The sequence below is a fragment of the Chitinophaga lutea genome, assembly GCF_003813775.1.
Lineage (GTDB): Bacteria > Bacteroidota > Bacteroidia > Chitinophagales > Chitinophagaceae > Chitinophaga > Chitinophaga lutea.
Map to the genome: position 1 here is coordinate 672,026 of NZ_RPDH01000002.1, position 23,522 is coordinate 695,547.

The 23,522-nt window shown below is 55.8% G+C and carries 22 protein-coding genes; 12 read left to right on the forward strand and 10 right to left on the reverse strand.

Annotated features, from left to right (window positions below; genetic code table 11):
- Positions 1 to 5: 5 nt before the first annotated feature.
- The 4 genes from rnr to bioD are packed head-to-tail and all read right to left on the reverse strand — an operon-like array spanning position 6 to position 4,433.
- Positions 6 to 2,108 carry a ribonuclease R gene (rnr, locus tag EGT74_RS15015; RefSeq protein WP_123847400.1) on the reverse strand — a complete coding sequence of 701 codons (2,103 nt, stop codon included), beginning with the start codon at positions 2,106 to 2,108 and terminating at the stop codon, positions 6 to 8.
- A gap of 10 nt (positions 2,109 to 2,118) precedes the next feature.
- Complete coding sequence (lpxK, locus tag EGT74_RS15020) at positions 2,119 to 3,192, reverse strand: tetraacyldisaccharide 4'-kinase (RefSeq protein WP_123847401.1); 1,074 nt, start codon at positions 3,190 to 3,192, stop codon at positions 2,119 to 2,121.
- 18 nt (positions 3,193 to 3,210) lie between these two features.
- Complete coding sequence (locus EGT74_RS15025; RefSeq protein WP_158618169.1) at positions 3,211 to 3,795, reverse strand: 5-formyltetrahydrofolate cyclo-ligase; 585 nt, start codon at positions 3,793 to 3,795, stop codon at positions 3,211 to 3,213.
- Positions 3,792 to 4,433 carry a dethiobiotin synthase gene (bioD, locus tag EGT74_RS15030; RefSeq protein WP_123847403.1) on the reverse strand — a complete coding sequence of 214 codons (642 nt, stop codon included), beginning with the start codon at positions 4,431 to 4,433 and terminating at the stop codon, positions 3,792 to 3,794. Before bioD ends, EGT74_RS15025 begins: the two co-directional genes overlap by 4 nt.
- Positions 4,434 to 4,495: 62 nt before the next feature.
- On the opposite strand from bioD, the gene EGT74_RS15035 reads away from it, so the two are divergent.
- The 8 genes from EGT74_RS15035 to EGT74_RS15070 all read left to right on the forward strand — a co-directional run bounded on the left by EGT74_RS15035 (position 4,496) and on the right by EGT74_RS15070 (position 11,962).
- On the forward strand, positions 4,496 to 5,854 hold the full coding sequence (locus tag EGT74_RS15035) for a pyridoxal-phosphate dependent enzyme (protein WP_123847404.1): 1,359 nt from the start codon (positions 4,496 to 4,498) through the stop codon (positions 5,852 to 5,854).
- A 1-nt stretch (position 5,855) separates the two neighbouring features.
- A complete protein-coding gene (locus EGT74_RS15040) occupies positions 5,856 to 6,635 on the forward strand; it encodes a helical backbone metal receptor (protein WP_123847405.1) in 780 nt (259 codons plus the stop codon).
- Between the two features lie 339 nt (positions 6,636 to 6,974).
- The gene (locus EGT74_RS15045; RefSeq protein WP_123847406.1) at positions 6,975 to 7,415 is read left to right on the forward strand and encodes a QcrA and Rieske domain-containing protein; all 441 of its coding nucleotides are present in this window, start codon (positions 6,975 to 6,977) and stop codon (positions 7,413 to 7,415) included.
- A gap of 294 nt (positions 7,416 to 7,709) precedes the next feature.
- Positions 7,710 to 8,777, forward strand: coding sequence for a class II fructose-bisphosphate aldolase (gene fbaA / locus EGT74_RS15050; RefSeq protein WP_123847407.1), 1,068 nt, complete (start codon positions 7,710 to 7,712; stop codon positions 8,775 to 8,777).
- Between the two features lie 119 nt (positions 8,778 to 8,896).
- Complete coding sequence (gene accD / locus EGT74_RS15055) at positions 8,897 to 9,742, forward strand: acetyl-CoA carboxylase, carboxyltransferase subunit beta (protein ID WP_123847408.1); 846 nt, start codon at positions 8,897 to 8,899, stop codon at positions 9,740 to 9,742.
- 96 nt (positions 9,743 to 9,838) lie between these two features.
- Positions 9,839 to 10,279: an SsrA-binding protein gene (gene smpB, locus EGT74_RS15060; protein WP_123847409.1), complete on the forward strand. Its 441-nt coding sequence runs from the start codon at positions 9,839 to 9,841 to the stop codon at positions 10,277 to 10,279.
- Between the two features lie 82 nt (positions 10,280 to 10,361).
- Positions 10,362 to 11,501 (forward strand): tetratricopeptide repeat protein, encoded by a 1,140-nt coding sequence (locus EGT74_RS15065; protein WP_123847410.1) that lies wholly within the window; start codon positions 10,362 to 10,364, stop codon positions 11,499 to 11,501.
- A gap of 44 nt (positions 11,502 to 11,545) precedes the next feature.
- Positions 11,546 to 11,962, forward strand: coding sequence for an META domain-containing protein (locus tag EGT74_RS15070; RefSeq protein WP_158618170.1), 417 nt, complete (start codon positions 11,546 to 11,548; stop codon positions 11,960 to 11,962).
- Between the two features lie 113 nt (positions 11,963 to 12,075).
- Here the strand turns inward: EGT74_RS15070 and EGT74_RS15075 are convergent, their stop codons facing one another.
- The 4 genes from EGT74_RS15075 to EGT74_RS15090 all read right to left on the reverse strand — a co-directional run bounded on the left by EGT74_RS15075 (position 12,076) and on the right by EGT74_RS15090 (position 17,686).
- Complete coding sequence (locus EGT74_RS15075; RefSeq protein ID WP_123847412.1) at positions 12,076 to 14,256, reverse strand: peptidase domain-containing ABC transporter; 2,181 nt, start codon at positions 14,254 to 14,256, stop codon at positions 12,076 to 12,078.
- Positions 14,257 to 14,259: 3 nt separating this feature from the next.
- Positions 14,260 to 15,411: an HlyD family secretion protein gene (locus tag EGT74_RS15080; protein ID WP_123847413.1), complete on the reverse strand. Its 1,152-nt coding sequence runs from the start codon at positions 15,409 to 15,411 to the stop codon at positions 14,260 to 14,262.
- Between the two features lie 116 nt (positions 15,412 to 15,527).
- Positions 15,528 to 16,001 (reverse strand): ribonuclease HI, encoded by a 474-nt coding sequence (gene rnhA / locus EGT74_RS15085; protein WP_123847414.1) that lies wholly within the window; start codon positions 15,999 to 16,001, stop codon positions 15,528 to 15,530.
- 47 nt (positions 16,002 to 16,048) lie between these two features.
- Positions 16,049 to 17,686, reverse strand: coding sequence for an acyl-CoA carboxylase subunit beta (locus tag EGT74_RS15090; protein WP_123847415.1), 1,638 nt, complete (start codon positions 17,684 to 17,686; stop codon positions 16,049 to 16,051).
- Positions 17,687 to 17,778: 92 nt separating this feature from the next.
- Here EGT74_RS15090 and EGT74_RS15095 point away from each other — a divergent pair, with 92 nt between their 5' ends.
- Together EGT74_RS15095 and EGT74_RS15100 are read left to right on the forward strand one after the other, a co-directional pair.
- The gene (locus tag EGT74_RS15095; RefSeq protein WP_123847416.1) at positions 17,779 to 18,243 is read left to right on the forward strand and encodes a DinB family protein; all 465 of its coding nucleotides are present in this window, start codon (positions 17,779 to 17,781) and stop codon (positions 18,241 to 18,243) included.
- A gap of 13 nt (positions 18,244 to 18,256) precedes the next feature.
- Positions 18,257 to 19,432: a DUF1624 domain-containing protein gene (locus EGT74_RS15100; protein WP_123847417.1), complete on the forward strand. Its 1,176-nt coding sequence runs from the start codon at positions 18,257 to 18,259 to the stop codon at positions 19,430 to 19,432.
- Here EGT74_RS15100 and EGT74_RS15105 read toward each other — a convergent pair.
- Positions 19,419 to 20,363: a bifunctional helix-turn-helix transcriptional regulator/GNAT family N-acetyltransferase gene (locus EGT74_RS15105; protein ID WP_123847418.1), complete on the reverse strand. Its 945-nt coding sequence runs from the start codon at positions 20,361 to 20,363 to the stop codon at positions 19,419 to 19,421. The two genes, EGT74_RS15100 and EGT74_RS15105, sit on opposite strands and share 14 nt — an antisense overlap.
- Positions 20,364 to 20,528: 165 nt before the next feature.
- On the opposite strand from EGT74_RS15105, the gene EGT74_RS15110 reads away from it, so the two are divergent.
- Both EGT74_RS15110 and EGT74_RS15115 read left to right on the forward strand, forming a co-directional pair.
- Positions 20,529 to 21,083 (forward strand): hypothetical protein, encoded by a 555-nt coding sequence (locus tag EGT74_RS15110; RefSeq protein WP_123847419.1) that lies wholly within the window; start codon positions 20,529 to 20,531, stop codon positions 21,081 to 21,083.
- A gap of 77 nt (positions 21,084 to 21,160) precedes the next feature.
- Positions 21,161 to 22,762: a PAS domain-containing sensor histidine kinase gene (locus EGT74_RS15115; protein ID WP_123847420.1), complete on the forward strand. Its 1,602-nt coding sequence runs from the start codon at positions 21,161 to 21,163 to the stop codon at positions 22,760 to 22,762.
- Here EGT74_RS15115 and EGT74_RS15120 read toward each other — a convergent pair.
- The gene (locus tag EGT74_RS15120) at positions 22,741 to 23,520 is read right to left on the reverse strand and encodes an HNH endonuclease family protein (RefSeq protein ID WP_123847421.1); all 780 of its coding nucleotides are present in this window, start codon (positions 23,518 to 23,520) and stop codon (positions 22,741 to 22,743) included. The two genes, EGT74_RS15115 and EGT74_RS15120, sit on opposite strands and share 22 nt — an antisense overlap.
- Between the last annotated feature and the right edge of the window lie 2 nt (positions 23,521 to 23,522).

A 23,522-nucleotide genomic window follows, 5' to 3' on the forward strand; every position in this document is an offset into this window, starting at 1 on the left:
ATGGTTTACTTCTTTTTCTTCTTCCCTTTTGATTTGTCTGTTTTCGCCCCTTCGCGGCTGCCGGCCGGTTTGCGGCTTCCCTTTTTCGCGGCCCCGCCCCTGCGGTCCTCGCCGCGGGCTTTTGTTTTGGGCCGCGCGGCCGGTTTACGGACGGTGGTGGTATCATCGAGATCTTCTATCAGGTCGTAATCGAGCTGGCGTTTGGCCAGGTTGCCGGCTACCACGCGGATGGTCACCTTGTCGCCGATACGGATCTTGCGGCCGGTCTGCTGGCCCACGAGCGCATAGTCGGTCTCCGAATGCCGGAACTCTTCGTTCATGTTATGGATGCTCACCAGGCCTTCGCACTTGGTATCCACGGTTTCCACCCAGAACCCGAAATGCGCCACGCCGCTCACCACACCGTCGAACGTATCGCCGATGAACTGCTGCATGTATTCCACCTGCTTGTATTTGTTGCCCGCCCGTTCGGCTTCCATGGCCTTGCGTTCCATGTCTGACGAGTGTTTGCAGCGTTTCTCGAGCAGCTTGTCCGGCTTCACCTCACCGGCAAGGCACTGTTCCAGGATGCGATGCACCAGTACGTCAGGGTACCGGCGGATGGGCGATGTAAAGTGGCAATAATACGTAAAACCCAAACCATAGTGCCCGATATTTTCGGTGGTGTATACGGCCTTGGCCATGGTGCGGATGCCCAGCGTTTCCAGCACGTGCTGTTCGGGCTTGCCCTGCACCAGCTGCAGCATTTTATTGAAAGAGGTCGCAATGCTCTCGGGCGTGTTCACATCGAACTTGTACCCGAACTTGTTGGCGAACACGGCGAACACGTGCATCTTTTCTTCGTCCGGCGTATCATGCACGCGGTACGGGAACGGCACGGGCTGTTTATTGACTTTCTGTTTGCTGACATACTCCGCAACGGTGCGGTTGGCCAGCAGCATGAATTCCTCGATCAGTTGATGCGCTTCCTTGCTTTCCTTCACCACAACGCCGATGGGCTTGCCGTGTTCGTCGAGGCGGAAGCGTACTTCCTGCGACGAAAAGTTGATGGCCCCTTCCTTGAAGCGTTTTTTGCGCATGGTCTGCGCCAGGTTGTTGAGCAGCAGCACCTCGCCGTCGTACGGGCCTTCGCCGCTTTCGATGATGTCCTGCACCTCTTCATAAGTGAAGCGGTGCGCGGAATGGATCACGGTGCGGCCGAGCCAGAACTGTTTCACCACCGCCTTTTCGTCCATCTGGAACACGGCGGAGAAAGTGAGTTTGTCTTCATGCGGGCGGAGCGAACAAAGCTCGTTCGATATTTTTTCGGGGAGCATGGGCAACACCCTGTCCGGCAGGTACACGGAGGTAGCGCGGCGGTCCGCTTCCTTGTCGAGCGCGGTGCCGGGCAGCACGTACTGGCTTACATCGGCGATGTGCACCCCTATTTCGTACAAACCGTTTTTGAGTTTGCGGATAGAAAGGGCATCGTCGAAGTCTTTGGCGTCTACCGGGTCGATGGTGAAGGTGAGGATTTTGCGGAAATCTTTCCGCTGGCTGATTTCCTTCTCGGTGATCTCCTCCTTGATGGCGGCCAGTTCTTCCAGCACTTCGTCGGGGAATTGGAGCGGGAATCCGCTTTCGATGAGGATTTCCTTCATGGCCAGGTCGTTCGTATCGCTGGCGTCGAGGATTTCCACGATCTCGCCCACCGGCTTGCGTGTTTTTTCGCCCCAGGCCACGATGCGGACCACGGCTTTATCGCCGTCTTTGGCGCCTTTAAGGGAGTTTTCTGGGATATAGATATCGGGCAGGAAGGCCCCTTTTTCAGGCACCAGGAAAGCAAAGGTTTTGCTGAGCTGGATGGTGCCGGTGAATTCCGTTTTTTTGCGTTTCAGCACGTCTGTCACAAATCCTTCCATGCGGCCGACGTTTCTGCCCTGGTGGATAACGTCCACCAGCACCTCGTCGCCGTCCAGCGCCGTGTTGAGATTTTTCTGTTTTACCAGGATGTCGCTGGTGAGCCCTTCGACGGCCACAAACGCCATCCCGGAGCGGGTTACGTCTACAATGCCTTTATATGTTTTTTTCTGGCTGCTGTCTTTCTTCGGTTTTTTCTTCTTTGTCATTGATATGATTTTAGGGTGCTGCACCAGCCGCAATTGCTTCCGCTACATAATCAAAAATATGACTATTAAACGAACCGGCCGCGTCGAACAGGAAGCCGACCTCCACGGGCAGCACCATAAAAGGCAGCTGCATCGCCGTTATCCGTTCCTGCAACAGCTGCAGGCGAACGGCGTCTTTTTCCGTGGTGATGATCACTTTCCGTGCGCCGTCCAGTTGCTCCAGCTCCAGTTTCATTTTATCCAGGTCTTTCTGGGTATAGTAATAATGATCCGGGAATGCGAGCAGGTGCACGTTTGAATGCTTTTGCAGCAAATGCTGTACCATCGGCTCCGGCCGGGCGATGCCGCAGGCCACGAGCATGGCTGTATCCCGCGCCGGCTGCACCGGGCCGCCGGGCAGCAGGGGGTACGGTTCGCCGTACTGCAAAGTGGTGAAATAGACCTGCTGGTGTGGCAGCGGGGCTATTTCGCGTTCTATCGTTTCTTTTTCGGCCCGGGCCAGTGTGGCCGGGCATTTGGATACGATGATGATATCGGCCCGGTGATAGCCCTTCCTGCCCTCGCGCAGGCGCCCGACGGGCACCACATGATCGCGGGTGAACAGGCGGCTGTAATCGGTGACCATAATGTTCAGGCCGGGTTTGATGGAGCGGTGCTGAAAGGCGTCGTCGAGCAATATAACGGCCGTTTCGGGCTCGTCGCCCAGCAGTTGCGGCACGGCCAGCATGCGCTCTTCCCCCACGCACACCTTCACGTCCGGGAACTTCCGGTGGAACTGCATGGGCTCGTCGCCGATGTCGGCCGCCGTGCTTTGCGGCCCGGCCAGCAGATAACCTTTCGTTTTACGGTTGTACCCGCGGCTGAGGGTGGCCGTTTTATAGTGGTCTTTCAGCAGGCGGATAAGATATTCCACGTGGGGGGTTTTACCGGTGCCGCCTACCGACAGGTTGCCGACGGCGATCACGGGGAGGTCGAATTCCACCGACGTCAGCACCCCGTTATCGTACAGGCGGTTCCGTATCCACAACACCAGGCCGTACAGGAGGGAAAAAGGGTATAAAAGATAACTGAGATATTGCCACACAGGGTTTGTCTTTTGTTGTTAATCCTGGAAATAATATACCTGCGTCGGGGTCACCACGATGTTCATCGGCACGTCCCCTTCGTAGGCGTCTTCTATCAGCTCCGGCAGCGGCGGGAACAGGCTCAGGCCGATGGCCTTCACGTCTTTCCGGCACTGCTGCAAAAATTCGTCATACATGCCTTTGCCGTACCCGACGCGGTGGCCGGCCTCATCAAACGCCAGCATCGGCACAAACACCACATCTATTTCTTTCGGCGCCACGATGCGGCCGCTCTCCGGCTCCGGGATGCCGTAGGCGTTATGCACCAGGCGCGTCCGTTCGTCCCACAGGTAATGCTGCATGTTGCCGGTGGCGAGGTACGACCGTGAAAGCACCAGCTGTACGCCGGGATAGGTGCTGCGCAGCCATTCGGCCAGCGGGTAAGTGTCCACTTCCTTTTTGGCCGTGATGGGCAGAAAGAGATGCACGTACACCGGGCTGCCCAGGTGTAGTTCCCTGCAATGCCGCAGCAGTGCGGCGTTGAGGCGGGCCGCTTCTTCGTCCGCCAGTTCCAGCCGGCGTGCAAGATACGCCTTTCGTATATCCTTTTTGGTGAACGTCATGCCGTGAGCAGTGTTTGCAGATGCGGCCTCATCAACTCCGCCTGTACCTGTACAAAATCCCGGTTGAGCTTGCGCGCGCGCGGAATGCGGGTGATGCGGGGGTAATGGCTCCATTCCACCACATCGTCTTCGTTGGTATGATGATCGCCGTTAAAAATCCATCCTACGACCGGTATCCCGGCCTGTTTGAGCGCCATGGCCGTGAGCAGGCAATGGTTGATGCTGCCCAGGTAGTTCTGCGCCACCACGATCACTTTGGCTTCCAGCTTTTTGATCAGGTCGAGCATAAACACTTCGCCGTTCAGCGGCACCATCAGGCCGCCGGCCCCTTCCACCACCAGCGGATGGGCGGGGTCCTGGAGCTTGCGGGCCTGCTCCGCGATCCGGTCTTCAAAAATGGTGATGCCTTCGCGCCGCGCCGCCAGGTGCGGGGAAGCAGGCATCCGCAGCCGGTACAGTTCATCCCGCACCAGGGAAGGATTGCTCAGCAATGCCCGCACGGTTTGCGTATCGGTAGTGTCCTGAAGGCCCGCCTGTACGGGTTTCCAGTACTGCGCGCCCAGGGCTTCGGCCACACAGGCGGCCGCCACCGTTTTGCCCACGCCGGTACCTATACCGGTGATGAAGATGTTGTTCATAAAAGCAAATATAAACCATCATTCAACCAATTACCTTAATTTCGTTCATAAGCATCAAGATTATGAAGTACTGTGAAAATATACTGGAAACGATCGGCCACACGCCCCTCGTGAAGTTGCATCGTGTAACGGCCGAACTGCCCTGTACCGTGCTGGCCAAAGTGGAATTCTTCAACCCCGGCAACTCCATCAAAGACCGTATGGCGCTGAAAATGGTGGAAGAAGCGGAAAAGAAAGGCTACCTCAAACCCGGCGGCACCATCATCGAAGGCACGTCCGGCAATACCGGGATGGGCCTCGCGCTGGCGGCCGTGATCAAAGGGTACAAATGTATTTTCACCACCACCGATAAACAGTCGAAAGAAAAAGTGGACATCCTCAAAGCCGTTGGCGCCGAAGTGATCGTGTGCCCCACCAACGTGCTGCCGGACGATCCGAAATCATATTACTCCGTATCACGGCGGCTGAGCACCGAAGTGCCCAATTCGTTTTATGTGAACCAGTACGACAATCTCGCCAACCGCGACGCGCATTACGAGCAGACCGGCCCGGAGATCTGGGAACAGACCGGCGGGAAGATCACCCACCTCGTTGTGGCCACCGGCACCGGCGGCACCATCACCGGCACGGGCAAGTTCCTCAAAGAAAAGAACCCCGACATCCAGGTGTGGGCAATCGACAGCTACGGTTCGCTGCTGAAGAAGTTTTTCGAAACCGGCGAGCTGGACATGAATGAAGTATATCCTTACATCACCGAAGGCATCGGCGAAGATTTTGTGCCGCAGAACTACGATATGAGCGTGATCGATCACTTCGAAAAGGTGACCGATAAAGACGGCGCCGTGATGGCCCGCCGCATCGCCAAGGAAGAAGGCATTTTTGTGGGCTACTCCGCCGGCTCCGCCATCGCAGGGCTTGTACAGCTGAAAAGCCGCCTGAAGCCCGATGCCGTGGTGGTGGTGATTTTCCACGACCACGGCAGCCGTTATGTGGGCAAAGTGTATAACGACCAGTGGATGATGGAACGCGGGTTCCTGGATGTAAAAACGGTGAAAGACATCGTGAACAGCCGCCGCAACCTCCCGCTGGTGACCATTGCGCCCGACGAAAAAGTGACCGGTGCCATCGCCAAAATGAAAAAATTCGACATCGAGCACCTGCCGGTGATCAAGGACGATAAATTCGTGGGCGCCATCTCCGAAGGCGGCCTGTTCAGCAAACTGATCGACCAGCCCGACCTGAAGGAAGCGGCCGTTGAAACCGTGATGCACAAGGCATTCCCGGTAGTCAGCATGGAAACGCCGATCGAAAAACTCTCCGTGTATATCAACAAAGAAAACGGCGCCGTGCTCACGCACGACGAAAGCGGCAACTATCACATCGTCACCAAATACGACATCATCCAGGCGCTGGGCAGCTAATATGTTGTACAAAGACCAATTAGGCCGGGAGGTGGAGATCCCCTCTCCTCCCCAACGCATCATTTCGGTGGTACCGTCGCAAACGGAGCTGCTGTACGACCTCGGCGCGCAGGTGCTGGGCATCACCAAATTCTGCGTGCATCCCGACGCCTGGTTCCGCAGCATCACCCGCGTGGGCGGCACCAAACAGCTCAACCTGGAGCTGATCGCCTCCCTGCAGCCCGATCTCATCATTGCCAACAAGGAAGAAAACGAAAAGGCCCAGATCGAGGCCCTGGCGGCCCGTTTCCCGGTATGGACGAGCGACATCCGTCACCTCGCGGATGCCTGCGCGATGATCACCAGCCTCGGTGAGATACTTGAGCGCCGGCACTCCGCACAGCTCATCCGCCAGCGAATCGAAGAAGGCTTCGAGGCGTTGACGCCGCTTCCCGTAGCGGTGCCCACGGCCTATTTCATCTGGCGCGATCCCTGGATGGTGGCCGGAGGCGATACGTTCATCCACGAAATGATGGCGCGCTGCGGTTTCAGGAACGTGTTTGAGGACCTGCCCCGTTACCCCTCCATTTCCCTGCCGCAGCTGGCGGCCAGCGCCTGTAAACTCGTGCTGTTATCCAGCGAGCCCTACCCCTTTAAGGAAAAACACATCGCCGAAATACGGGAATACGTTCCCGATGCCGATGTGAGGTTGGTGGACGGTGAGATGTTCTCCTGGTATGGCAGCCGGCTGATGCATGCGCCGGCGTATTTTGAGGCGCTGATCAGGCAGGATGGTCAATGACTGGATTTAGCAGTATCCGGCCCCGGTTTGCACTGAAAACGCCGTTTAAAGGCTTCATAACCGGCTTCGAACTTCCTGCGTTTTGCCGTTCCGGGTTACCGGCAAACCTGTCTTTAAACTGGTCCGGCGTGGTGAAATCGTTGTTAGCTCTTTTCATGATTTTATAAGACCACAGTTCCCTTATAAAAATAACGTAAAGCTCCGTACGTCACTGGCTGAAACAACCGAAATTCTTCAATTTTTTTTCCAAAAAAGCAACCCGCCCGCCATATGCCCCGTACCCTATTCTGAAAAACGGGTTTCCTGTCAAATCTGAGTTAAAAACTAAACCACTCAATTATGGAAAGAAGAAACTTTTTGTCCAGCATGGGCATTACGATTGCTATTGCCTGTACGGGCGGGTTGGCAGCCTGCGGCGGAAAAGGAGACGACCCGGCGCCGAACCCCAATCCGAACCCGAACCCGGGCGGTGGCGCCAGGCTTACGGCGAACCTCTCCACCCAGATCCCGAACGTGGGCGATTCCATAATCAGCGGCGGTGTAGTACTGATCCGTATCGCCACAGGCAATGTGCCCGCTTCGTTTTCGGCTGTCACCAGCACCTGTACCCACCAGGGCTGCACCCTTTCCGGGGTGTCGGGCGGTAAAATCGAATGCGCCAGCGCATGCGGGCACGGCAGTAAGTTCAATTTCGACGGCACGGTCAGCAACGGCCCGGCCACTTCAGCATTAACCAAATACACCGTAGAGATCAGCGGCACAACGTTAACAGTGAAATAAGCGTTTGAATGGACAAAACCGCCGCGGCAACCATGCCGGGCGGTTTTTTTATGCGGTGAACGGGATGCGGTAGCGCCCTGCAAATGTTACCCGGCACCGAAGGCGGCGGGACAACCGGGCCGCGGGGCACAGGGCGTTTTTCCGTTGCCGGCGGCCCCCCGGCCGCACAAACCCGGCGGCGGAACGCAGGTTAAATAATTAAAATATTATAAAAACAACCCGAAATCTTGCAAAAAAGCAAATTTATTAATGCCTATATTTGCTTTCCTTTAAAAATAAAACATTTTAACGTCTATGGGAAAGTACAAAGCCGGCGTATTATTCGGTGAAGAGCTGGAAGCGCTCTATAAAGATGCCAAGGAAAATGAATTTGCCATGCCCGCTGTAAACGTGGTAGGCACGAACTCAGTGAACGCGGTACTGGAAACGGCTGCCAAGGTGAATTCACCGGTGATCATCCAGTTTTCTAACGGCGGCGCCCAATTCTTTGCCGGTAAAGGTATGCCCAACGATAAACTGCAGGCGAACATCGCAGGCGGTATCTCCGGCGCCAAACACGTACATGAGGTGGCCCAGTACTACGGTGTACCCGTGGTGTTGCACACCGACCATGCCGCCAAAAAATGGCTGCCCTGGATCGACGGCCTGCTCACTGCCGGCGAAAAATTCATGAAAGAGAACGGCCAGCCCCTCTACAGCTCGCATATGCTCGACCTGTCCGAGGAGCCCATCCACGAAAACATCGAAATCTCCAAAGCTTATTTCCAGCGTATGAATAAACTGGGGATGTCTATCGAAATCGAGCTCGGCGTAACAGGCGGCGAGGAAGACGGCGTAGACAACTCCGGCGTGGAAAACTCCCTGCTCTACACCCAGCCTGAAGACGTAGCCTATGCCTACGAACAGCTGAGCGAAGTAGGCCCCCGCTTCACCGTAGCCGCTGCCTTCGGCAACGTGCACGGCGTTTACAGCCCGGGCAACGTGGAGCTCCGCCCCGAAATCCTGAAAAACAGCCAGGATTTCATTCAGAAAAAACATAATACCGGCACCAAACCCGTTTACTACGTGTTCCACGGCGGTTCCGGCTCTCCCAAACACCAGATCAACGAAACCCTCGGCTACGGTGTGATCAAAATGAACATCGATACCGATATGCAGTGGGCTTTCTGGGAAGGCGTACTGGATTACTACAAAGCCAAAGAAGGCTATCTGCAGGCCCAGCTGGGCAACCCCGACGGGGCGGACAAGCCGAACAAAAAATACTACGATCCGCGCGTATGGCTGCGGAAAGGCGAAGAAACCTTCGTGAAACGCCTTGAAGAAGCCTTTACGGACCTGAATTGCATCAACCGAAACGCCTGATCCTAAAAAAATGTTAAAAGCCCCGGCCGCAACGCCGGGGCTTTTGATTTACGGAAAAGTTTAATTTTATCGTATCTTGCACCACTATTCTTTAATCTAATTTTAGTACAAAATCTAGTATGAGCTGGTTTAAGCGAATTAAACAGGGTATTTCCACCACTACCAGTGAGAAGAAAGAGGCGCCGGACGGTTTATGGCACAAATGCCCGAATTGTAAGAAAACGACCACCATGAAAGACCTGAAAGAACATTTGTACGTATGCGACAAGTGTAACTTTCATAACCGCATCAATTCACCTGAGTATTTTGAGATCATCTTTGATAATAACCAATTCGAAGAACTGTTTTCCAACATCTACCCGAAGGACCTCCTGGGTTTCAGCGATCTGAAACCTTACGATGCCAGGCTGAAGGAAGCGCAAAAGAAATCAGGTCTGACCGACGCGATGCGGGTAGGCTTCGGTGAAGTGAACGGCAACGGCCTTGTGGTGGCCTGTATGGATTTTAACTTCATCGGCGGTTCCATGGGTTCCGTGGTGGGTGAAAAAATCGCGCGGAGCATCGATCATTGCATCGCCAACAAGGTGCCCCTGCTGATCATTTCCAAATCCGGCGGCGCACGTATGATGGAAAGCGCCTTCTCACTGATGCAGATGGCCAAAACGTCCGCCAAGCTCACCCAGCTGGCCGATGCCGGCCTTCCCTATATTTCTTTGATGACTGACCCCACCACGGGCGGCGTTACCGCGTCGTATGCCATGCTGGGCGATATCAACACCGCCGAACCGGGTGCCCTCATCGGGTTTGCCGGCCCGCGCGTGATCAAGGAAACCATTAAAAAAGACCTTCCGGAAGGTTTCCAGAGCGCTGAGTTCCTGCTCGAGCACGGCTTCCTCGATTTCATCCTGGACCGTAAAGAGCTGAAAAACAGGCTGAGCACACTGCTGGAACTTTTCAAGAAATAAAGAACCTCTTCCGGGGCTGACTGAAAAAGGAGGTACCGGCCGCTTCACGCAGGCCCCGCCTCCCGGATTTTGGTCAGCCCCTTATATTTGTGCGAAATGGCAGAATTAAAAAACAGATCGGCTTATTACGAATTTGCGATAGAAGATAAATATATCGCCGGCATGGTATTGACAGGTACGGAAATCAAATCCATCCGTGGCGGTAAAGTGAGCTTTAACGATAGTTTCTGTTATTTCTCGAAAGGCGAACTGTACGTGAAAAGCCTGCACATCTCCGAATACTCCCACGGCACCTACGCCAATCATGATCCCCTCCGCGAACGCAAGCTCCTGCTGCAGAAAAAAGAGCTCCGCAAAATGGAGAAAAAGCTCCAGGAAAGAGGGTACACCATCGTGCCGCTGCGTATATTCATCAACGAAAAAGGCCTCGCCAAAATGGAAGTAGGCCTCGGCAAGGGTAAAAAACTGCACGACAAACGCGACAGTATCAAACAGCGCGAAGCCGACCGCGAACTGAGAAGGAATTTCAAATTATAAGCCCTGCAAAGGCGGCCTCCGGCCGCCTTTGCATTTTATTTATATTTCTGGCCCTACATTTGCCTGTACCATATTACAATCTATGAATATGTTCCGATACCTGCCCCTCCTGCTCATGCTTGTGCTCTTTTCCTGCAAGTCAGGAGAAAAACTCTACAACAAAGGCCGCTATGGCGAAGCCGTGGAAGCTTTCGTGAAGAAACTGCAACGCCGCCCGTCAGACGCCACCGCGCTGCAACTACTCCCACGGGCATACGAAGCCGCCATGGAGTACCACGAGGGCCGGGCCAAACAGGCCCTCGCAAGTAACAACGATCTGAAATGGGAATCCGTGCGGCTCGAATACCGCGCCATGCAGTCGCTCTACAACACCATCCGCAGCTCCCCCGCCGCCCTGGGCGTGGTGAAACCGAAAGACTATTCCGCCGCCATCACCGGCGCCCAGGAAAACGCCTCGGAAGCCCGCTATGCCAGAGGGGTGCAATTGCTCGAAGAAGGCAACAAACAGGCAGCCCGCGCGGCCTTCGAGGAATTCGACGCCGCCCTCCGCCTCACACCGAATTATAAAGACGCCGCCCGGCTCCGCGATCAGGCCTACCAGATCGGACTGATCAACGTGGTTGTCAGCGAAATAGACGTACGCTCACCCTACTTCCAGTTTTCGGCCGACCAGTTCCGGGACGCCCTCGTCCGCAACCTCGAAAACCGCCAGATCAACACCTTCGTGAAGTTTTACGACGAACGCAGGGTGCGCGGCGAACGGGATTTCCGCCCGGACCAGTACATGGAACTCCGGTTTATGGACTTCATGGTGGGCCAGACGTACGTAGACCGCTACCAGCGCGATGTATCGAAAGTGATTTCCGTACCGGGCAACCAGAAAGACTCCACCGGTAAAGTCATCATGGTCGACATCACCGTGCGGGCCACCCTCTTCATCACCAAAAAAACGGTCGCCTCCAGCGGCCTGCTCGATTATCGCATCACCGACGTGAACGATAGCCGGGTGCTGCGGCAGGACAGGGTGCCGGGCTCCTTCACCTGGCAGAACCAGTACGGCACATTCCGCGGCGACGAACGCGCGCTGAGCGATGCGGACCGGGCGCTGCTCGGCGGCCGCGACATCCCTCCGCCCCCGCCGCAGGACCTGTTCATGGAGCTTACACGCCCCATTTACGACCGGTTCGCCAGCGACCTCAGAAGTTTTTACAGCCAGTATTAACATTCCGGCATCCATATTGTTATAATGGAACTAAAACAATGAACATGAAAAAATACCTGGCCTTTTTTACCGCCCTTGCATTCGCAGCCGCCTGTAATGCCCCCAAACAGGCCGCCAGCAGCAACGAAGCCGACCTGTACAAAACCTGGCGGCTCGTGGAAGTGCAGGGCCAAGCGGTAGATACCACCAAACTGCAACGCCCCGCCGAATTCACCTTCGACAAAACGGAGCAGCGCATCAGCGGTTCCGCCGGCTGTAACAACATTTTCGGCAAGTTCACCGTAGCGGCCGACAAACTCACCTTCTCGCCCCTCGCCGCCACCAAAATGGCCTGCCAGGATATGAGCGTGGAATCAAAGTTCCTGTCGATCACAGACAAGGTGAACAACTGGAAAGTAACGGAAGGATTTCTGGTATTGAGCCAGGACGGCACGGCCCTGGCGAAGTTTATCGCGAAATAGGCTCACTCCTCATATGATTCGAATGAAAAAGGTGTAACAATATGTTACACCTTTTTTCTGCCCGTGTAGTCTGAATAAAAGCAGCATCCCCTGTAACTGATGCTGCACGAAGTTTATAACGGCATCGCCTGGTGGTGTTGCCAGAGTTTGGAATATACGGCGTTGTTGCCCAGCAGTTCCGGGTGAGTGCCTTCTTCGACGATCAGACCGTCCTGCAGCACTACGATCTTGTCTGCATGCATCACCGTGCTGAGGCGGTGGGCGATCACGATGATCGTTTTACCATCGTCGCGGAGCTGCTGCATGGTTTCCTGCACATACTGGTCGGACACGGAGTCGAGCGAGGAAGTAGCCTCGTCGAGAATGAGAATGTCCGGGTTGCGGTACAGTGCCCTCGCGATGGCGATACGCTGGCGCTGGCCACCGGAGAGGTTTACGCCGTGCTCGCCGAGCAGGGTATTGAATCCTTCCGGCAGTTTTTCGATGAAATGCAGAATGCCGAGCTGTGCGGAGATGCGGAGTATTTTCTGCATGTCCGGCTCAAACTCGCCGACCGCGATGTTTTCCAGCACCGTAGCGGCAAACAGGTCGATCTGCTGGGGCACCACGCTCACGCGGCGGCGCAGGCTTTCGTGATCGATATACCGGATGTCTACATTCCCGATCTGTATGCTGCCGGCCTGCAACGGGTAAATATTCTGCAGCAGCGCCATGAGCGTTGTTTTGCCCGAGCCGCTTTCTCCTACCACGGCCGTAATGCGGCCCTTGGGTATGCGCAGGGTGAAATTCCTGAACACTTCCACGCGTGTGCCGTAACGGAACGACACGTTGGTGAATTGTATATCCCCCACCTGCTCCGCTTCCAGCTTCACTTTATTGCCGGTTTCCTCCTGTTCGAGGTCCATGATTTCAAAAAGACGGTCGGCCGCGATGAGCGCGTCCTGCATGCTGCGGTTGGCCCCGATCAGCGACATGGCCGGGCCGGTGAAATAACCGATCAGCGCGTAAAAACTCAGCAGTTCGCCCGGGCTCAGCTGCCGGTCCATCACAAAATAGGAGCCCGCCCAGAGTAAAATCACCACGAACGCGCTGGTAAAAAAGCTGCCGGCAGTGCCGATGTAGAGATTGCTGATGGATGCCGAAAAAATGGATTTCAGCAGGCGGATGAAACGGGTCTCGGTTTTCAGGTTGGCGTATTCTTCCAGCCCGAAACGTTTGATGGTGGCCACGGAGTTCAGTGATTCCACCAGCTGGCTGCCCAGTTCCGCATTATCCTCCATCAGTTTGCGCTGCATCTTTTTGTTCACCTGGTTGCTGACCCAGTAAATCAGCGCGTAGATGGGCAATATGCTCAGCACGATCAGCGCGAGTTTCCAGTAATAGGTGAACATCAGGCAGAAAGAAAACAGCACGATGAATACGTTCACCACCAGCCCGATGGCCACATCGTTGATGAATATCCGGATCTTGACGGCGTCGTTGATGCGGGAGGTGATCTCCCCTACGCGCATGGTATCGAAAAACTGCTGCGGCAGGCGCAGGAGATGTTTGTAATACCCGAGTATCAGCTGCGCGTCTATCTGCTGGCCGGTTTTAAGGGCAAACACGCTTTTCAGCTGGCCGATGAACATCTGTAAAACGAGGATGAGCAGCATGATGATGCCCAGTAGGTTGAGGAGGTTTTTGTTGCCTTCCACCAGTACGTTATCGACGATTTTCTGCACATAAATGGAAGTGGAAAGGCCCAGCACGGTATAGATGATCGCGCCGAAAAGCGCCTGCAATACCACGCTCCGGTGCGGGCGCAGCAGGTACCAGAAACGCTGCAGGTGGGATACTTTTTCGTTGCCGGCGCGGAATTCATCGCCGGGCATCAGCAGCACCAGCACGTTGGTCCAGATGGATTTGAAGGCGGCGTGCGTGAGGTGATGGAACTGCCCGTCGGCCGGGTCCATTACCACTACATGCGTTTTGGTCACGCGGTAGATCACCACGAAGTGATGGAGTTTTTCCTGGATGATGACGTGGGCGATGGCGGGCTTGGGAATGTTGAAAAGCGCTTCGAACGGACCTTTCACGCCTTTGGCCTGGAAACCGATCTTGCCCGCGGCTTCCACCACGCCCAGCACGTTGGTGCCTTTGCTGTCGGTAGCGGCCAGCTGCCGGATGCGGGCAACAGGCAGCTGCAGGTTGTAATAGGCGGCCACGGATGCCAGGCAGGCGGCCCCGCAATCGCTGATGTCCCGCTGGCGGATGCGGGCGCTCTTTTTCAATCTGGCGGTGTGAGTGGACATGGTTTATTTTTTTCCGGCGGTATTAGGGTTCATCCAATCGTCTGTTTTATCATAGAGCAGCTGAAAGAGGCTGCGTTTGGTCAGGATAAAGCGGGCCTGCAGCGTCATGCCCTTTTTCAGCGTGCCTTTCACGCCACCGGCGGTATGCAGTTCCGTCGCATCAAACCGGCATTTCACCTTGAACACCGGCTGGTTCTCCACCAGGGTGAAATCGTTGTCCACGCTCTGCACCACCCCGTCTACCGTGCCCCATTCGTTATAGTTGAACGCGTCCACCTGGAACTTAACGGGCATGCCTGCACGCAGGTAGCCGATGTCTTTGGGCGATACGAGGCATTCGGCCACCAGGTTGGAATCCGGCGAAATGATCCCGATCATCTCCCCTACCTGGATGTAGCTGCCGGCGTAACGGCCGCTGAACTGCTGCAGGGTGCCGCTCACGGGCGCCTTGATGAGGTTCCATTCCTTCTGTTTTTCCAGCTGGTCGGCGTCTGCCTGGAGGCGGTTGCTTTCGAGGCGGTAGCGGCTCAGCTCTTCGGCCCATGCGCTGCGCTGCTGCTGTACGGCGAGGCTGTAAGAGGCTTTGGCTTTGTCGTATTCATATTGTTTGTCGCGCAGTTCTTTTTCGGCAATGACTTTATCGGCGAATAGTTTTTTATACATCTCCAGGTCGCTTTCCAGCTTGCGCATGGTGGCCTGCTGTTCGTTGAGGGTAGACACGAAGCGGCTGTATTGCTGCTGGTAAAGAGCCGATTGCAGGCCGCCGCCCCCGCCGCCGGATGCGAGCCGGGCCAGGTCGCTCACATAGGCTTCGCGCTGCCGAAGCTCGAAGGATGTCTGCATCAGTTTGCTGTTGCTGATATCTTCCTGCAGGCGCATGATGAGCTGGCCTTTTTCCACGTGCTGGCCTTCGGTGGCCGTCACTTCCGCGATGGTACCGGCCACGAAGCTGCGCAGCTCGTTCTTTTCCGTAACAGGGCGAACGATGCCGGCCGATTTTACCGAAACATCCACTTTAATGAAAGGCAGTGCGATGAGGCTGAGCAGCACTGCTACAAGAACCGTTGTGTAGATCACCTGTGTGCGCACCCGCACCCGTGGCAGCCACGTGAATGCAGATTGCTCGATGACCTCTACTGGAAATAGCTGAGGCATGAACAAATTTCAAAAATGAAAAATGATGCTTAACGGTTCAAATGGTTAACAATCAAATTGCTTAAAGACGTACAGCAATTTACAACTTATTATTCAATAATACCATATGGAATTTTTCAGCTACCGGCATTTTGTTCGTAGCCCACATCCTGCAACAGGTGGCCGCCGTCGGCCGCTTCCGTGGCCAGCTGGTCGCAGCGGTTGTTCTCGGGGTTGGTGGCATGCCCCTTCACCCACTGGAAACGGATGCGGTGACGTTTGAACAGGGGAATGAAACGCTCCCACAGGTCGCGGTTCTTTTTGTCTTTGAACCCGGTTTTCACCCAGTTCCACAACCAGCCTTTTTCAACGGAGTTCACCACGTACTGGCTGTCTGTATAAATGGTGATGGTAAGCCCTTCTTTGGTCAGCGCCTCGAGCGCAACGATCACGGCCAGCAGCTCCATCCGGTTGTTGGTGGTCATGCGGTAGCCCTGCGACAGTTCCTTGCGCACCGGCCCCCATATCAATACCACACCGTAACCGCCTCTTCCGGGATTTCCTCTTGCCGAACCGTCCGTATAAATGATCAATTGCTGATTTGCTGCCAATGCTGTCGATTTTAAGGCTGCAAAAATAAGGGAATAAAGCAGGAAAACTATACCTGTATCACGCCGGTGCGGAATACTTCATCCACGGGCGCCTGGTTGGCGGCTTTGAGGCATTCCGCCACGATCTGCCGCGTTTGCACGGGATCGATGATGGCGTCTACCCACAACCGCGCCGCGGCATAGTAAGGCGTGGTTTGCGCGTTGTATTTGTCGGTGATGTCTTTCAGGAGTTTTGTTTCATCTTCGGGCAAGATGGTTTCGCCTTTCGCCTTCAGCGACGCGACCTGTATCTGCAACAGGGTTTTGGCGGCCTGCTCGCCGCCCATCACCGCGATCTTCGCATTGGGCCAGGCGAAAATGAAACGCGGGTCGTACGCCTTGCCGCACATGGCGTAATTGCCGGCGCCGTAGGAGTTGCCGATGATCACAGTGATTTTGGGCACCACGGAATTGGCGACGGCATTCACCAGTTTGGCGCCGTCTTTAATGATGCCGGCGTGCTCGCTGCGGCTGCCGACCATAAAACCGGTCACGTCCTGCAAAAACAGCAGGGGTATCTTTTTCTGGTTGCAGTTCATGATGAAACGGGCGGCCTTGTCCGCACTGTCGTTGTAGATCACGCCGCCCATCTGCATCTCGCCTTTTTTGCTTTTGACGATCTTGCGCTGGTTGGCCACGATGCCCACGGCCCAGCCTTCGATGCGGGCGTAGCCGCAAAGGATGGTTTTGCCGTAATCGGGTTTGTATTCGTCGAACACGCTGCCGTCCGCAAGGCGGGCAATAACCTCATGCACGTCGTACGACTTGCTGCCGTCTGCCGGCACGATGCCGTAAAGGTCGTCCGCCGGTTTCAGCGGCGCCACCGGGTCGATATGGTCAAAACCCGCATCCGCCGGGCGTCCCAGCCGGGCCACGATGTCCCGGATGCGGTCGAGGCATGCCTGGTCGGTTTTGAATTTATAATCCGCGATACCGGAAATTTCCGTGTGGGTAACGGCGCCGCCGAGCGTGTCGGCATCCACGTCTTCCCCGATCGCCGCTTTCACCAGGTATGGCCCGGCGAGGAAAATGGAGCCGTTGCCTTCCACCATCAGCACTTCATCGCTCATGATGGGCAGGTAGGCGCCGCCGGCCACGCAGCTGCCCATTACGGCGGCGATCTGCGTGATGCCCATGGCGCTCATGCGGGCGTTGTTCCGGAAAATGCGGCCGAAGTGCTCCTTGTCGGGGAAAATCTCGTCCTGCATCGGCAGGTACACCCCCGCACTGTCTACCAGGTAAATCACCGGCAGCCGGTTTTCCATGGCCATTTCCTGCAGGCGCAGGTTCTTTTTCCCTGTGAGCGGGAACCAGGCCCCGGCTTTTACGGTCATATCGTTGGCCACGATGATGCACTGGCGGCCGCTTACATAACCAATGCCCGCCACGGTGCCGCCCGCGGGGCAGCCGCCGTGCTCGGTGTACATTTCATAGGCCGTAAAGGCCCCTATTTCAGTAAAAGTGCTGTTTTTGTCTATCAGGTAACTGATTCTTTCCCGGGCGCTCAGTTTACCCCGCTGCCTGAGTTTTTCCAGGCTTTTTTTCCCGCCACCCTGCTCGATTACGGCCAACCGCTGCTTCATTGTACTGATCAGCCTGCGCATGGTATCTTCATTTTTGTTAAATTCCAGTTGCTGTTGCTCCATAAAGTGGTATTTAATTTGACTAAAAATAAGGGAAAATGGGGGAATGGCCTGCTAATTGTGAAATGAACAACAAGACACTAAACCGATAGCGCATGTCCACACTCGTTGTTTTATCCGAATCGCTCCAGCACATTTATCATGGTGATCCCTGGCTGGATGTAACCCTTCTCGAACATCTGCAGGAAACGGACGCAGAACAGGCCACCCGCCGCGTGGGGGCCTCGCATAACATATGGGAACTGGTGAACCACCTCATTTTCTGGCACCAGAACGTTATCCGCAAGCTGAAAGGCGAAAAACCGGAGCAGGACGGCGACCTCCCCGACTTCTACATGCCGGAGAACCACGGCGAAAACAACTGGCAGGCCACCCTGCAGCGCCTCGAACATTCCATTACGCAAATGGTGGAAACAATTCGTAACTTCCCTGAAGAGAAGCTGTTTACGCCGGTCCCCGAAACGCAACACAACGCCTATTACTATATACAGGGGATTTTGCAGCATGCAGCCTATCATCTTGGTCAGATCGTGCTGATCAGGAAGCATGTCATTCAATAATCAACAGTTCCATATGCCGGCAACAGCCCCACTGGCCCGTGCGCGTGTGTATAGTGTGGATGTGTTAAGAGGCCTCATCATGATCATCATGGCGTTAGATCACGTCCGTGATTTTTTTCACCAGCCCGCGATGACGGAAGATCCCCTCAACCCGGCCACCACCACGCCAGCCCTGTACTTCACCCGCTGGATCACCCACTTCTGCGCCCCGTTGTTCGTACTGCTTTCGGGCCTTTCCGTACGCCTGATGCACCAGCGCAAAAGCACGGCGGAGATCAGCCGTTTCCTGTTCACGCGGGGCCTCTGGCTGATCGTCATGGAAGTCACCATCGTCTCGTTCGGGCTCACGTTCAACCCCCACCTGAACCTGATGATCCTCCAGGTGATATGGGCCATCGGCGTCAGTTTCCTCTTCCTGGCATTGCTCGTGTTCCTGCCCTGGCAGGCGGTGCTGGCGATCGGCATCCTCATCACCTGCGGACATAACCTGCTCGACTATACACAGGCGCAACCGGATTTCAAGCCTGGCGTGCTCTGGGAATTCGCGCACCAGACGCGGTACACCTATTATCCGCTGTTCGGCGGGCACGGGGTGATCGTATTCTACCCCTTTCTGCCATGGGTGGGCATTATGCTGATGGGTTACGGCTTGGGCAGGTTGCTCCAGGCAGACGTGGCGCCAGCGCAGCGGCGCAAAGTGCTGGTGGGCACAGGCCTGGGGATGCTCGTGCTGTTCGGGGTCCTGCGGGGATGGAATATCTATGGTGACCCGCAGCCCTGGGCAGGCTCGTTCTATTCATTCATGGACGTGGAGAAATACCCGCCGTCGCTGCTCTATTCCTGCGCCACCATCGGCCCGGGGTTATTGATGCTGGCGGCCCTGGAGCATGTGCGCAACCGCGTCACCGAAATCGCGAAAGTATACGGCAGCGTGCCGTTCTTCTATTATATCCTTCATTTTTATCTCATTCACCTGCTCTGCGTGGCGGCCTTTTTTATCAGCGGGCGCGGCACGCACGAGATCGTGGATCCCAATGTGCCCTTCCTGTTCAGGCCGCAGGATTTCGGCTACCCGCTCTGGGCGGCGTACCTGATCTGGATCGCCGTGGTGGCGGTATTGTACCGGCCCTGCAAATGGTACTCGCAGTATAAGCAGACGCACAAACACTGGTGGCTCAGTTACCTGTAGCCAGCTTCAGTTCGTACCGTTCTTCGTACAGATCCTGCCCCCAGAGGTGCACCGGTTCCGAGCCCGTTTTCACGAAACCCGCCTTCAGGTAAATACCGGCGGCCGTTTGCTGCTGGTTGGTGGTGAGCAGGTACACTTCCCTGAACCGCTGCTGCCGGCAGAAATCCATCGCCTCTTTCATCAGGGCGCGGCCCAGGCCAATGCCCCTGCATTCGGGTTTGATCAGGAACCAGCGCAATTGCGCCCGGCCCCGGCCCTTGTGGATGATGGCGATCATGCCCACGAGTTCCCCGAAACACGACGCCAGCCATACCCGGTCTTTCACCGGGTCGTACGTGGGCAGGAATTCATGCAGCGTTTGCGTAACGTATTGCTCGAACCGCAGGTCGTAATTATATTCCGCCGCATACAACCGGCCATGGAGGCTGATGATCTCGCCCACGTCCCCCGGCTGCAGGCCGTGCCGGATATGAACGTCGGCCAGGCTCAGCGCGCTGCCCGGAGCCTTGAGCAGGTGCCGCACCGTGCTCATGGCATGCGCTATTTTACAGCGCTGCTCCGGGTCGAGGTCTTCCAGCATGCGGCTGATCTGCCCGTCAGACAATTCATTGAACGTTGTCATGATCTTTTTGCCGCGCGCCGTGAGCTGCAGGTAATTCGAACGGCCGTCTTCCGGCAGGGGATGTTTGATGACGAGCCCCTTCTTCTCGAAGTTCCGCAACAGGCGGCTCAGGTAACCCGCGTCGATGTTGAGGGCTTCGCGTATGCCCGTGGCCGTGGTCTGCTGGTTGAAGTTGATTTCGTACAGCACCCTTACTTCCGTGAGCGAAAACTCACTGTCGAAAATATGCTGCTGCAACAGGCCCAGCTGCATCGTGTAAAAACGGTTGAACTGGCGGATGTTGGCGATCAGCTGCGATTCGTTGGTCATATACCGGATTTGCCGTAAAGATAATAAATAGTTGATTTTGTCAACTATTTTAATTGACTTTAGCAATTAATCCGGGGCGGGCACGTCCGGCATTCCGGGTACCGGAAACAACATTTCAGATATGGGAATATGAACATATCATTCCCCTGTATTAATTTGCGGCCCATGCAACGTGTCCCTTTCCTTGTACTGCTGCTTTGCAGTGTGGCGGCATCCTCTCTCCGCGCCCAGACCTTCCCGAAAAGAACATTCCGTATTCAGTTAGGAGTCCCAATCGTTCCGGCGCTGAACGTGCAGCTGGAAAACCGGCTGGGCAGCCAGTTCTCGCTGGTCGCCAAAGCCGAGGCGCTGACACTGTTCGGCTTCTCCTCCGCACTGGGCACCACCGGCAGCGTCGCCTACGCGCCTTCCGCGGAGCTGCGCTGGTATTACAACGTCAACCGGCGGCTGGAGCGAGGCAAGTCCATCGACCGTTTTTCGGGTAACTTTTTCTCCGTGGAACCGTTCGTCAAAGCGGCGCAAAGCAAATTCGGCAACTACCTCGAATACCTGCCGCCCATCTATCCGGACGCGGGCCTGCTCCTCAGTTACGGCATGCAGCGGGGCTTCGGGCGGCACGGGCATTGGGGCCTTTGCGGAGGCATCGCGCCCATTGCTGTTCTGGACGGCGGTTACACTACTGTTGTTAAGTTAAATTTCCAGATCGGGCTACAGTGGTGATAACCCTTTTTTCGTTACTTTAGTGCCGACGGGAAATCCATTATGCGCTTGCCGCCGCTGTGCACTAAAACCATGTTATGCCTGAACAGTTTCCGATAGACACGAACGCTACTCCAGAAGACATCAGCCGATCGATCAAAGCTATCAGGGAATCCATCACCGACAGCGATAGCCTTTACCAGCAACTGGTGAAGACGCTGCCTGCCGCCATTTATTTCTGCGATGCCGATGGCGTCATTACTTTTTACAATAGCGCCGCCGCGCGTTTGTGGGGCCGAGAGCCCGTGATCGGGGTAGACCGCTGGTGCGGTTCCTGGAAAATCTTTCATACGGACGGCACGCCCATGCCACTGGAGGAATGCCCCATGGCGGTTACCCTCCGCGACAGAAAGGCGGTCTCCGGCGCTGAAATCATTGTGGAGAAACCCGACGGCACCCGCCGTTTCGTGAAACCGTTTCCGCAACCCACTTTCGACGGCAAGGGGCATTTCAACGGCGCTACCAACCTGCTGATCGACGTAACCGACCATAAAAACGCCGAGGAACAAAGCGCCTACCTGGCGGCCATCGTCAATTCGTCGGACGACGCCATTATCAGCAAAACGCTCGACGGTATCGTGATCAGCTGGAACACCAGCGCGGAACGCATTTTCGGATATACCGCCGCCGAAATGATCGGGCAGCACATTACCCGCATCATTCCCCCGGACCGGCACAACGAAGAGCCCAATATCCTCGCGCAACTGAAGCAGGGCAAGCGCGTGGATCACTTCGAAACGAAACGCCTCACCAAATACGGGGAACTGCGTGATATTTCAGTCACCATCTCCCCCATTTTCAATTCGGCGGGCAAGATCATAGGCGCGTCCAAAATCGCGCGGGACGTCACTATCCAGCGGGAAGCGGAAAAAATAATACGGGAGCGCGACGATCAGTTCCGGTACATGCTGGAAGAAATCCTCCAGGAACGCACGCATGAGCTGGTGCAACTGAACAAACGGCTGGAAAAGTCCAATCACGACCTGGAACAGTTCGCCTACATCGCCAGCCACGACCTCCAGGAGCCGCTGCGGAAAATCCTCACCTTTTCGGAAATGATCCAGGACAACCCCAACGGCATGTCCGGGGAACAGTTGCGCTACCTCGGCAAGGTGCGGACGTCTGCCCTGCAGATGACGAGCCTCATCAAAGACGTGCTGCACTACTCCCGCCTCTCGTCGCTCCACGAAGAACATGTACCGGTAGAGCTCGACGGGCTGTTCAGGGAAGTGCTGTCGGAATTCGACCTGATGACAGAACAGAAAAAAGCGAAGGTGCACCACGATGCGCTGCCGACCATTCACGGCATCCCGGCGCAAATGAAACAACTGTTCCGCAACCTGCTCAGCAACTCGCTGAAGTTCTGCGAGGGGCCGCCCGTTATTAACGTACAGGCCCATACGAACAACGGTCAGGCGCTGATACAGTTCAGGGATAACGGGATCGGGTTTGAGCAGGTGTATGCGGACAAGATCTTCCACATTTTCAACCGCCTCAACAACAGGGGAAAATACAACGGCACGGGCGTGGGCCTTGCGCTGTGCAAAAAGATCGTGGAAAACCACAACGGCAGCATCCGCGCGGAAAGCACCCCGGGGCTGGGCACCACCTTCTATATTCAGTTGCCGCTGCCGGCCTGAGGCACGGGATGGCGCCGGAACCAGGCGCGGAACATACCGGCATACTGGTGTTTGCCGGCCGTATGATCGAGCTGCTGCAGCCGCAATATCCGTAAAGCTTCTTCCCGCAAAACCGGTTCTTCTTCCGGGAATAACGCCACTACATCGTACAACGCCTTCACTACGCTGAGCATCTCCGCGCGGTGCTGGGTGAGTTCTGTTCTGTCGAGCCGCAAACCTTCGATGGTGGCCCTTCCCCGCTCGCTGTTGCCGGCGGGTACGATGTTTTCATGATCGAACGTCAGGTGCTGCGCCGGGTCATCGTGCTCGGGATGGATGAACAGCGGGTCTTCCCCTGCTACATCGTGCAGATGCGACAAGGCCCTGCTACCGGGCGTTTGCAGGGGGAACAGGTTGCCCTTATGCCGCTGGTTGCACTTGGTGCAGGCCAGGAACAGGTTATCCCAGTGATAAGCCAGCCAGTAATAACCGGGCTGTATGAAAGGCGCGCCGGCGGCCTGCCGCGAAGCGGCTTTCGGCCGGAAGTGCTCCACATCCCCGTCGTCGATATGACCGATCTTGGATTCGCAGAAGCAGCATTTGTAATGCTGGATGCTGATAAGCGTCTGTTTCACTTCAGCGTCCGCATAAATATTTTTCCGGAAGGTGAAACTGCGGCAGCCTTCGTCGTACGCGGCTTCCATCGCCTGCTTTTCGGTAAGGCCGGCGGTTTGCAGGGTGTCGGGAACGGGGAACAAAGCTTTCGAAATACGGATCATAG